The 12,180-nt window shown below is 50.1% G+C and carries 8 protein-coding genes; 4 read left to right on the top strand and 4 right to left on the bottom strand.

Annotated features, from left to right (window positions below):
• Positions 1–490 precede the first annotated feature (490 nt).
• A complete protein-coding gene (locus ACQYWX_RS11690; protein ID WP_279501835.1) occupies positions 491–2,707 on the bottom strand; it encodes a M4 family metallopeptidase in 2,217 nt (738 codons plus the stop codon).
• A gap of 1,147 nt (positions 2,708–3,854) precedes the next feature.
• Here ACQYWX_RS11690 and ACQYWX_RS11695 point away from each other — a divergent pair.
• Together ACQYWX_RS11695 and ACQYWX_RS11700 are read left to right on the top strand one after the other, a co-directional pair.
• Positions 3,855–4,172, top strand: a complete 318-nt coding sequence (locus tag ACQYWX_RS11695) for a 2Fe-2S iron-sulfur cluster-binding protein (RefSeq protein WP_431688893.1) — start codon at positions 3,855–3,857, stop codon at positions 4,170–4,172.
• A 721-nt stretch (positions 4,173–4,893) separates the two neighbouring features.
• Positions 4,894–5,859 carry a LysR family transcriptional regulator gene (locus ACQYWX_RS11700; protein ID WP_216735849.1) on the top strand — a complete coding sequence of 322 codons (966 nt, stop codon included), beginning with the start codon at positions 4,894–4,896 and terminating at the stop codon, positions 5,857–5,859.
• 192 nt (positions 5,860–6,051) lie between these two features.
• Here the strand turns inward: ACQYWX_RS11700 and ACQYWX_RS11705 are convergent, their stop codons facing one another.
• Complete coding sequence (locus ACQYWX_RS11705) at positions 6,052–6,822, bottom strand: DUF4852 domain-containing protein (RefSeq protein ID WP_431688894.1); 771 nt, start codon at positions 6,820–6,822, stop codon at positions 6,052–6,054.
• Positions 6,823–7,363: 541 nt separating this feature from the next.
• Positions 7,364–8,287: a DMT family transporter gene (locus ACQYWX_RS11710; protein ID WP_431688895.1), complete on the bottom strand. Its 924-nt coding sequence runs from the start codon at positions 8,285–8,287 to the stop codon at positions 7,364–7,366.
• A 147-nt stretch (positions 8,288–8,434) separates the two neighbouring features.
• Here ACQYWX_RS11710 and ACQYWX_RS11715 point away from each other — a divergent pair, with 147 nt between their 5' ends.
• Both ACQYWX_RS11715 and ACQYWX_RS11720 read left to right on the top strand, forming a co-directional pair.
• Positions 8,435–8,896, top strand: a complete 462-nt coding sequence (locus tag ACQYWX_RS11715; protein ID WP_216735850.1) for an Lrp/AsnC family transcriptional regulator — start codon at positions 8,435–8,437, stop codon at positions 8,894–8,896.
• A 131-nt stretch (positions 8,897–9,027) separates the two neighbouring features.
• The gene (locus tag ACQYWX_RS11720; protein ID WP_431688896.1) at positions 9,028–9,333 is read left to right on the top strand and encodes a hypothetical protein; all 306 of its coding nucleotides are present in this window, start codon (positions 9,028–9,030) and stop codon (positions 9,331–9,333) included.
• 511 nt (positions 9,334–9,844) lie between these two features.
• On the opposite strand, the gene ACQYWX_RS11725 is transcribed toward ACQYWX_RS11720, so the two are convergent.
• Positions 9,845–12,175 (bottom strand): efflux RND transporter permease subunit, encoded by a 2,331-nt coding sequence (locus ACQYWX_RS11725; RefSeq protein WP_431688897.1) that lies wholly within the window; start codon positions 12,173–12,175, stop codon positions 9,845–9,847.
• Positions 12,176–12,180: the final 5 nt, after the last annotated feature.

A 12,180-nucleotide genomic window follows, 5' to 3' on the forward strand; every position in this document is an offset into this window, starting at 1 on the left:
TGAATTCCACTACCGACGAAGAAACGGTCATCGGGGAGAACATGACGTTATCCTTGTCTGTCGAGTACTGCGACTGGAAGCCCCAAACCCCTGTTCGGTCATCCACGTCACTCGCGTGAAATCACGCAATCTTCGCCACTACGGAAACGCCTTGTTATTGAATACGATCATTGGCTTCTGGCCTATATGTCGTTCGTCCTAATTCATCTCGGGCGTTCGTTCTAGCCGTGGCGAACCGGCTATTCAGCAATAATCGCACCATGCGCCGCTTCCCTGGAATCTGGCCTTGCGGTCAGCATCCGGACCGTGGCGGCGCTAAAACAGTGCGTTAATGCACCTTTTCGTAACACATTGATGTCACAATAGGTAACTTGAATTTACCAGTGTTAAATAAAATCGAAAATATCCGACGACTTGCGTCGCCGGATATTTACGCAGTCCGAGACTGCGGTCACATTTAAGGAATCAGATCAGACCTTGAGGGCCTGACTTAGAACACCATTTTCCAGCTGTCGATGTAGCCAGTGTCGCGTCTTGCGCGGTCAGTGACTTTCAACTCCCAGGTACCGTCGACGTTTTTGCCGCCCAGATTTACGGTGTAGGTTTTGTTCAGATTATCCGCGCTGCCGCCGGAGCGGTTGTGCAGAGTTTGAACGCTACCGTCTGGACCGACCAGCTGAACAACCAGGTCGCCGATGTAGGTGTGAACAACGTTCACAGTCACTTCAACGGAGTTGGCTGTGCCGATTTCTTTCACTTCGATCGGGCTGGAAACGCCATTGGCGTCGTTGTCTGGAATCGCATAGTCATCAGTGTTTTCGAACTCGCCGCCGCCAGGATCAGTGTCGCCGTTAAAGTCGCCGACCAGGGTTACGCCGGAGTAGCTGGAGTAGCCGCGCAGCATGACGTAGTAGTCGCCTTCGCTTGGCGCTTCGACGGTGCACACTTCATCGTTGCCGTTTTTGTATGGACGGCAGTCGTAGCTGGAGGTGCTTGGCTTGGAGCCGAACTTGACGTACATGTCAGCGTCGCCGCTGCCGCCGCTCATGGTGAAGACCAGATCGGTAGCGTCAGCTGGTACGCTCAGTTTGTAGTACTTCATTGAGCCCTGGTTGCCGGAAAGGCCTTCGATCGGCGTTGCTTTCTCCATGGTGATGACTTGATCGCCAGGATCAGTGCCGTCGCAGCTTACGCCAACTTGCTCGAACGCAGCGGTAACGTCGGCTTTGCTGTAGCCTTTGTCTTCCGCAGCGGACTCAACGCCGCAAGCGCCGTCGTTGAAGTTGGAGTTTGGCGTCCAGTAAGTCTGGTTGGCGCGCACGAATACTTCAAAGGCTTTCTTGGTGTCCCAGCCGCTGGTGGTGGCCAGCAGGTAGAAGGCTTTGTTGTAAACGCCGCTGCTGTGATGCACGTCCAGGCCGTCATAGTAGTCGCTGGCGTGGCCGATAGAGCTGCCGTCACGTGGAGGGTTGTCCATGTAACGCAGACCGTCGCCGTTTTTCATGATGGCTGCGCCGACATAGAAGTCGTTTTCGCCGTGCATGAAGAACTCAGCCGCTTCGCCGGCCATGTCGGAGAACGCTTCGTTCATGCCGCCGGGCTGTCTTTCATAGACCAGGCCGGAGTTGAACTCGGTGAAGCCGTGAGAGACTTCGTGCGCGACCACGTTGATGTCAACCAGCGGATAGAAGTAGCTGGCGCCATCGCCGAAAGTCATTTGGCTGCCGTCCCAGAAGGCGTTCTCATAGCCATTGCTGTAGTGCACGCGCAGTTTCAGCTTGGTATTGAGAGGGGAGGTGTTGAACCACTGGTTGTACATTTTGAACACTTCGATACCGAAGAAGTGTGCGTCATTCAGTGGAGAGTATGCGCCGTTGATTTCCTTGACGGTGTTTCTCGGGCAGGTGAACTGGTGGATCGAACCGCCGGAAGTGCCGTGGTTCAGGTTGATCGTTTCAACATTGGCGGTGCTCATACGACATTGGGAGTCCACTTCAAAAGTGGGATAGTCGGTGCCGTACTCGTATTTTCCAGTTTTCTGGTTGCCTCCGGGGCCAGTGGCTTCTTGATGCGCCAGGCCGTCCCAGGTCTTGATCACGTCGCCGCTATGAGCGTCGATGATGAAGAATGGACGCTTGGGATCAGGCGCGCCATTGGTTGCTTCGGAGAAATAGTTGACGACGTAGACCAGTTTCGCCTGTTCGGATTCCTGGTCGAAGTAGATCATCAGCTCGGAGGATTCATTGCGATATTGCGGCGCATTCACGAAGGTGAATCCGCTGTTGTTTTTCGCAATGTTTAGCGCTTCCTTGTCGGAAATGGTGGGGTTGGCTCCGGGTACGAAACCATTGTCCAGATCCGCTTGGATGCCCTGAATCAGGCCGCCGTTCATGTGGACCACTTCGTCGTTCGCATCGCGCACCATGATGATGTGTTCGCCGAAAACCTTCAGTCCATGATAGGTTTGCTGCAGTCTTTCATAGGTGCGGCCGTTTGCTTCGGTTCGGCTCGAAAGCTTGACTAGGCCATTCTCCCCTAACAGTCCCAAAGCAGCATCGTTGCTCAGGGAAGCCATAGATGAGCCAGACGCTAAGAATCCCGCGCTTTGATGAGTGCGGAGATCTACGCGCTCCGCCGCCATTGTATGAGCGGAAGCGAGCGTAAGGCCTACTATCAAGGCATTAAGCTTAAAGTGTCGATCAGACATGCTAAAACTCCAGTTTTAATTATTTAACCGGGTCGAAGCATACTGGCGTTCAGCGAGAAGGAAGATATATACGAAAGGAAACGATATATAAAAAGATAGGCAAACGAAATAGAACAGGCTTTGGATATAAATACACCTGATCCAATAGGATCATTTCATGCTTTGGTAAAAGTATGAAATGCAGTGAAGTGACGGCAAATAAACTTCACATTCCATGTAAAAGTCATATAAGGCTTTTAGCAAACCCGTTTGTTATCTTTTTTACGCGCTAACCCTGTCGCGTTAGAGCTATCCATACACTGCACTTGGTAGCCCTTTAATTATCCGAATCGCCAAACATCCAAGTACAGTTCTTTCCCATCCTTGTTATGGGGACGCGCCACCCAGGTCACTCATACATCTGTTTGATGAGAGGGTTAACCCTCTGAATTCCCAGGCTTGGCGACAATCCGCCAACTTGGCTGCCGGAGTCGTTCCTTGATGCGATTTTTGTATGAGTTGGTATTTCCATTCGCATCGTTTGCTGACGCCGCGGCAAGCAAGTGGAAAAAATAGTAGGTTAAAAAATTACAATCTGTCAACGTTAATAAGGACTAGGATAATCGATTATCTATAGGTATTTTCCGTAGTGGTAAAAGCCTATGTCTATGCTCAAAACACAGGTTAAGTGGTTGATTCTTTCGGTTTTTACTGATGGTATTTAATAAACGGCATTAAGTTTTGAGAACTGCCGCTCATCTCGGCCGTCGCTCTCTTTGACATAAATATTTTATCTGCGTCGGTAAATATTACGGAGATGAAATAAAGGTTCTGTTTAAAAATTGATTTCCTTTCATAGTTTCAATAGAAGAAACGTATAGTGAGAATTTGGAAAAAGCGCGCTTTACTTGCTTTTATATAAGCGAATTAATTGTGTATTGGCGGCCTGGTATTAAACCGAATGGGACAAATATCGCTTCAAAATTGGGACAATGTTTCCCTGTTATGACGCTATCCGGGTTCGGAGAAATTGTTAGAATCCCAAAAAAACGCAGGAAAAATACCTGCCTTTCGAATGACGACGCGAGTCAGGGCGTAACAGGGTCGACTGTGCGGCGGATGTCTCCGCGCGGTGGGAAGTAAAGACAAGACAGGGTGATAGTGGAGCATGGGAACGATAAACGTGAAGGATTTGCAAGGCGCGGAAGTAAAAATCCAGGCGGTTGAGGGTTACTCTCTCATGGAGCTGTTGCGAGACAACGGCTTTGAGATGGCCGCCATTTGCGGAGGCGCTTGCATTTGCGGCACCTGTCATGTTCATGTGCGCGGGGAGAACGCACGCAACTTGCCTGAACCTGCTTATGATGAAGCCGAACTGCTGGAAACCAAGCCTGATTACATCGAGGGAGTGTCGAGGCTGGCGTGTCAGATAAATTATGCGGAAGAGTTAGACGGTCTACTGTTGGAGTTGACCGAAGATAACTGATTCACGCTTATTTTTGTCCCGCCGGGTTGTGTGGCGGTGGGGCGCACGCAGGCGATTAAGGTTCGTCTTAAAAGGGATGATCACTTAATCGTTTTTATTGTCCGTGACGGTGCGTCAGCGGAACTAATCCCGCCTCCGCGTTTCCAATCTCCTGATCTCTTCACGTATAAATATCTCTATTCAGGCGCTCTGGGTGTGGGTATTTCATCTAAGTCGAAACTTGTAGGACAATAGGGTTAAGTTACGGTGACGGAAGCACTTTTTAAAAAAATATCCCGGTTTAGGCTAAAGGTTTATTTAAAGCTTCATCGAATCAGTTTACATTCTGCTCTGAGGATGAATGCTCACTCCACAAAATATCAAAAAATACTGAATAACTATTACTTCCCCTGGAACTAATAAGAACCGGGTTTGCCGGTTCATGACACCCTGAATTTCCGTGCGCGAACGTGATGCGTTCTCCGCCGGAGGCGGCGCTCTTTGCGGTTCAGCGGTAAGGCGTTGCGACTGAAAGGGTTCACCAAATGTGAATATTTAACAGCACAGACGGTTGAACCTGTTTATAACTAAAAAGATGGATCATCAGCTGTTGGAATAGGTTGCAGTTTAGTTGAAAAGACGTTGGTCGCAGGACCGACTGACCGGTAGCTGGAGGCCAGACGCCGGGCGTTAATAAAACTAAGAAAATAAGCTTTTCATTATAGTTAGGGATGAATGCACTATGGATCTTAACAGTATGTGTATTTTTACCAAGGTCGCGGAAACTAAGAGCATTACTTCCGCAAGTCAGATGCTTGGTATAAGTAAACAAACCATCAGTCGTAAAATTATTCAATTGGAGGAATCATTAGGCGTTTGCCTGATAAGGAGAACCACTCGTAACTTTGAATTGACCACCGCCGGTCAAGCGTATTTCCAATATTGCACCTGTATAGTGCAGCAAGCGGAGGAGGCCAATGCGATGGTCAAATCCCTGCAAAGCACTCCGGTAGGTGAAATTAAAGTCAGTATGCCCCTGGCGTTTAATAACAATAACGCCATGTCGAAATTGTTCACCAATTTCCTCAAGAAAACCCCGCAAGTAAAAATCGATATTCACCTCAGCAACCGCCGCACTTGTCTTATCAGTGAAGGAATAGACATGGCGTTCCGGCTGGGGCCATTGGTGGATTCGACCATGATCGCGCGGGGACTTGGCGTATTGACCTTTACTTATGTGGCGAGCCCGGAATATGTGGAAATGAACGGACTGCCTGATAATCCCAATGACGTCATTAATCACACTATTATCGCCATGCATGATTGCAAGCTTCTGGATGATTTCCGGATCAATGAGAAGATTGGCGATCGCGTGCAGATAAATGACTTTTCATTGGCGAAACAAATGGCGATGGACGGCTTTGGTATTGCTGTACTGCCGGTGTTTATGTGCGTGGATGAAATCAGAGAAGGCATTCTGATCCCCATTCAGAAAGAATGCTTCCAACCCACGCGGCATCTCAACCTGGTGTACACCCAATCCCGTCACCAACCCGCCCACGTAAGGAAGTTCATTAACCACGTTGTAGAGGAAACCCGCCCAATACCTCCCTGGGAAATATATGTCGACGATGTTTTCCCATCCCCCCATACCATGATTCCCCCGCATAAGAATGTCGACAGAGAACCGTTGCTGATGCAGAAATAGTCAAAAGTAAGCAGCGCGCCCGGAGCTTTCCGATATTGTCCCCCCTTCGGAGATATCGGAAAGCTCGCTCTTTACTTTTACCTTTGTATTTACTTGCGTCGAAAGCGTGACGGAATAGAGTCAGCAGTGTGATTGCCCGTCAATTTCTTCAAGCGCCCGATATGCGAGACAGACGTGTGAGTATTCAACCCGCTAGATTTTGACAGAGCGAAACGGCGGATATACTTCTTTATTGTCTCTTGTCACGATACTTGGGTTTATATCGATAAACTGTACTTCTCTAACTTGAGACTGAAATGCTGAAGGCGTGCTCATGCCTGTTATCTCGATAATGTAGCGAACATACACCCAGCGCCCATTGTTTCTGTGATTAAGGAATGATTCTGCATCTTCAGTGCTCATTTTCAGACTGGGGATCTCTGAAGGGTTCTCAACTGTCACCGTGATCTCACGAGGCAGTATTTCAATATTGCTACCCCCACGTAAGGTAAAGTCTTTCGCTGGTCTAAAAGGAAACGCCTCTTTATCAAAATCGTACTTTCCTAGTTCAACAGGAACCGTAATTTGATACGCGTTGTTTAAGGAGTGCTGGGCCAGTGCGCTTTCCAGCTCTAAAGTGGCTCGATGAATGTCTTTGCGGTATGAAATTTCATTGTTGCGTTGCGAAACGAACTTAATTCCAAGGTTGTGTTTTAAGTAGTCTTCTCCATATGGCGTCAGGTCCTTGACGTTGGACTCTGACAGGCCTTCCAGCATCAAGGCATGCCAGGTTAGTAACTCTTGTTTGGTTTGTGCTTCATGACGGCTGCTCTCAGAAGGCTCATAGTTTAATGGTTCCTCCGTAATAGGGTTGTTCCAGCACGATATGCACTTGCCGTCTACATACATATGGCGGCCATTCGAGGCGCATCCCGTAAGGTAAAGCGCTACCAATGTTGCTATTAGAATTTTTACTATTTTCATCGTTATCCTTAATCAAGCTTATTATGTGTTGCAGGAGTGGGTATTGAAATGAGCGCGGGTGCGCATGCAATGAGGCGCTTTTGCTCTATAAAGAAACAGTTTGTTTCGTCATCATCCATAATGTGGGGCATTCCATTTCCGGGGCTGGGTTTTACTGGGCGGTGTTCATCAATGATGACTGCCGTCTTTCGTAAGGGTATGAATAATAACTACAAATTTGGCGTCTATCTATACATTGAAAGGGAAGGATTCTTGTGATCTTTGGCGTTAGGGATTATTAATATTGGATTAATAGAGGAGGGCGATTGATGGTCGCGCAAGATAGTGACTAATGAGGAGGTATTAATTGCTTATCCTTAGCACTCAGGTTGCTGCTCTTGCGATGTATTTTAAAGCCACCGAAGAATCAATTTAAAAACGGACTTATTGATAACGCAGGCTGCTTTTTAAAGGCGCCTGCGTTGTAAAACTACTTTCTCTACCAAGAGTAAATCGTCATGTCTCGCCAGGTAAGAGACGGCAGCTGATTGTAAAGCTGTGACTACCCGTCAGCCGCTGTGACTGTGGACGCTCTCCGCCAATTGAATAATCCTAGTGAAGTCAGCAATCCCAGTATGACCAGAGAGACGCCGATATATTCGGCGGAGCTTGGCGTTTCGCCGAGTATTACATCACCGAAAAGCACTGCCAGGCCGGGCGCCAGAGACGTGAAGACGGCGGCTTGCGCTGCGCCCAGAATGGAGATGGATTTGGTGTAGCACACCAGGGCGATGGCTGCGGCGAGGACGCCTTGGAAAACGCCTTGAACCAGTAACTCCTGCCCGCTTGCCTGAAGCAGGTGAGGCTCACCGAACGCCAGATAAGCGGGAACATATATCAGCATGGATAGAACGGACACGATGGCTGCTCCGGTGACCGGCGGAACATTGTAGCGTTTGCTGTTGAGGGTGTAGGACGCCCACAGGAAACCGGACAGGACGAACACCAGGTCCCCAATCCAAGCGTTAGCGAGAGCGTCCGATGAAGTGGTGACGCTCCGATAGCCAATACTCATGATGCCCAAGGCGATCAGCATGAAACCGATCCTACGCTGTGAAGAGGGCCGATCGCCCAATAACAGGACGCTGCCCAGTGTGGCGAACAAAAAGGCGCAACCGGAAATAATGACGCCGCCATGACTTGCGGGCGCTAACGTGAGACCGCCAACGCTGATCAAAACATAGGGCGCGCCGGCGCCGGTGGTGAGGATCAGCGCCTGTCTCCAGGTCAGGCCACCCAAACCCGACTTGATGACCCAGGGCAGAAAAATCACGCCAGCTACAATAAAGCGAATGGCTGCCACATCATAGGCGGTTAAAGTCTGCTGCACGCCCAGACGGGAAATAACCGGCCAGATACCCCAAATCAATGCCGCCAGGACGCCCATGGCGATGCCTTGTCCAATACGAGCCCGCTCAATTGTCACGATTCACCTACTGCTATTTGAAACTTTTAATTGCCGAATGCCAGAACGACATTTTAGGAGGAGGGCTGGGGGGAATTTCTGCGTATTTATGATTTAGAATGTCGGAAATCCGCTTATTTTCATAATAAACGCATAAAGGAGGCGAAAATGAACGCACTGGACTCGTTTGACGTCGCATTACTCAAAGCACTGCAGGAAGACTGCCAGCAAACCTCCCAACAACTGGCGGAGAAAATCGGCCTATCGCCCACGGCGATCCAGCGTCGCATTAAGAGATTGAGAGAGCAGGGGATTATTCACAAGGAAGTGGCGATTCTGAACTCGCAACTGCTGGGTAACAGAATGACCGTTATCATTCAGGTAATTCTGGAAAAAGGCGGACCACGAATCGTCGACGCCTTCAAACGCCGCGTCATCAAATTCCCGGAAGTGCAGCAATGCTACTACGTAGCAGGGGAGTTCGATTTTGTATTAATCGTCAACGTGGCCAACATCGCCGAATACGACCTACTCACCCGCAAACTGTTTCCAGACGACATGAAGATCAGTAAGTTCTACACCATCATTGCTATCGAAGCGGTAAAAGCTGACTTGAGTTTGCCGTTGTGAGTTTTTGTTGGGTTTGGCGCAGAGGGTTATCACCATGCAGTCACTGGGAGAATGCATGTAAGCAAACTTGTAGAGAAACTGAAATTTGTGGCTCACCGGATGTCAGTAATCCGAAATGAAGGGGGAGTATTATGATTACTTTCAAATTTCCTGAAGAAAAAGAGTACGTTTCTCATTACGCTAGGAAAATGAACGACTCTAGAGCGTTAAATATACTGGAGGCGGGAGAAGCATGTTCTGAAGACGAGGCTGAATACTTAAGTCGTTTCTTTTGGCGAATGGTGGATAAATCTATTGAAGATGAAGAACAGGGTGAGCCATCTTTGTTTGTTGAATCCAACGAGTTTTGGAATGAGAAAATAATGTATTCAATATCTGGATATCTTGAAAGGCAGGGATATGAAAGTATCTGGGAGAAAGTATCAGATGAGCAATGATATCCGTCGGCAGAAGTACGCGCCTATGATTGTGGACAAAAGAGTTCAGAAAATCACCTGAACCAGCTCAGGGAGCGTAAACTCTAATGATACTGAGGCGCCCTAAGTCTCATCCTCTTTTTCGGCGGCCAACCTGGCAAATATTGAACATGCTGGGCGATTTCCCCGCGACTCCCTCCGTTCGCCCTGAGCTTGTCGAAGGGCTCTTGATGACTCGTTTCTTATTCGACAGGCGGACACCGGAATTAGTGGAACACTAACGTTAAATCCAGTTGTTTTTTCTACCCAGGCTGGTCAGTGTTTAGATTAGCGCTCTGGGAGGCCCTTCGACAAGCTCAGGGCGAACGGGGTGTGTAGAACAGGGAAATTGTTCTTTAGGGAATCTCTGAAAAACGTTGGCGACGCCGCAGGTAGTTTTTCAGAGGTTCCCTAGAGTTGGAAGAACCCTCTCTGTCGCGTCTCCTATCAACCCACCGCACAAAGCGGTGGGCGCCAACCACTCCCAAATTCTTCAAGCCGCCACGGTATTCTTCAGTGGTTCTGCGGCGGGTTTTGGTTTGGGGCCGAAGGCCAGGAGGAGGAGTGGGAGCATGATGAAGTCGAAGATGAGGGCGATGAGGAAGGTGAGGGAGGACATGATGCCCAGGGTCACGTTCATGTGGAAGTGGCTGAGGGAGAAGGCGAGGAAGCCGACTGACAGGACGACGGTGGATATCAGCAGGGCGGGGCCGATGCTGCGGAAGGTTTCCACGACGGCTTCGTTGGGCGTCATGCCCTGATCGCGGGTCAGGCGCAGGTATTTGCTGATGAAATGGACGGTGTCGTCCACCACTACGCCCAGGGTCATGGCGAAGATTAGCACGGCGGCGAAGTCCAGTGCGCCTCCGCATAGCGACCAGACGCCAAACGCCACCAGTATGGGCGCCAGGTTGGGGGCCATGGATATCAGCCCCAGGCGCACGCTGCCCAAGGTCAACGTTAACACCAGACCGATCAATACGGTGGCCAGCGCGGCGTTGATGATCATATTGTCCGCCAGACGCTCAATCATATAAGAAAACATCACCAGCACCGACACCCCCCGGCTTTTGAAACTGTGTACATTGTCCTGCAGCCATTGATGCGTGCGGTCCACCAGATTAATGATTTCACTGGAACTGGAGGAGGAGATAGTGGCGATCATGCGGGTGGAGGACTTGGCGATATTGATCTCATTGTTGATCTCCTGACCGAAGGGCAGGTTAGCTTCATAGAACAGCAGCGCCTGGGCGTTGGCTTCCTGTGAATCCGCCGTTTTATAGAACGCCTGATCGCCATTGTGCAGAGACTTGTTGACCCGCTTCAGCGTATCAGTCAAAGACGCAACATGATTGATCATGGGGTCATCGAGCAAATGCTGTTTGAACGCCTCTGCGTCTTGCAGGAAAACCGGATCGGAAATGCCCTGCTCAGCGCCGGTGTCGAGACTGAAATGAATGGTTGTGGTGCCGGCCAGACGTTGATCGATAAAGTCAGCATCGTCCCGGAATTCAGTGCCTTTCTCGAACATTTTCACCGGATGATCGTCGATCGTGAAATAGCGTAATCCATAAAGCGGCGCCGACATCAGGCCCAGAAACACCACCGCTACCAACGCCTTTCTGCGCACCAGAAATTCCCCCAGCGCCTTGCAAAGCTGACTGATCACGGAAGTGGCGGACTGATCGCGCTGAATGTTCATTAACATCATGGACGCCGGAATCAAAATCATGGAGTTGATGTAGGCGAACAGCACGCCCAGCGCGCACATGACGCCGAGATGTTGAAATGGCGGCACATCGCTGTACAGCATGGACAAGAAGCCAATGCCGGTGGTGAGGCTGGTCAGGGTGACAGGATAAATATTCTGTTGCAGCGTGTGTTTGACCGCATCATCCCGGCCTGGATAGCGGGCGCGACCGAACAGGTAGCTGAGCGCCACATGGATGCCCACCGCCACGCTGATGGTGAGAATAACGTGAGGCGCAATGGAACTGTGGGGGCTGAATTCGATACCCAGAAAACCGGTGACGCCAAAGGCCGAGAAAACCGTGAGAATCGTTGAGAACACGATGCACAACGTGACTTTCCAGGAACGGAACAGCAGCGCCATGATGACCATGAAAATCAGGAACATTAGTGGAAACAGCGTCGCCATATCGGCGCGGGCGTACTCATCGAAAGCGGCGTTGAGCATGACGATGCCGCCCAAACGAATGTCGAGGTTGGCGTAGCGTTGTTCATAGTCATCGCGAATGGAGCGCACCTTGGCGGCGGCCTCGGCGATGGCGTTTTCCTTGTCGGGAATCATCAACTGCAGATAAATGGCGGTGACCTTGCCATCGGAAGACAGCATTCTGTCCTTGATGCGCGGCTCGCTCTCGGCAATGGTCTGGCGGGAACTGAGATAGCCTGGATTATGCAGTTTCTCCGGCACAACCAGATCTTCCACCAGGATTTCTTCGGCGTCCGCCTCAATGTGCTGGAAGTTGGTGATTGAATCCACGCGGGTGACGAAATCCACTTGCCATAACTCTTCCGTCAGCCGCTGCACTGCTTCCATCACTTCCGGGGAGAACAGGTCCGCGCCCTGGGTCGCCTCTACCGTCACAATCAGCGGATCGGTGCGGGAGTAAGTGTCCAACAGATTTTCCCAGGCCACCAGATCCACATTGTCCTTGGAAAAGTACACCCGATAATCGTCATTGAATTTGATGTGTTGCAAACCCGGCGACAGAAGCACGGGCATCAACAGCAGAAACGCAATCACCCGTTTCGGGGCGGCGATGATCAGATGGGCGAGAGTGAGAGCTAGCCTGTTCATAGTGA

The sequence above is a fragment of the Hahella sp. NBU794 genome (assembly GCF_050749805.1).
Classification (GTDB): Bacteria; Pseudomonadota; Gammaproteobacteria; order Pseudomonadales; family Oleiphilaceae; genus Hahella.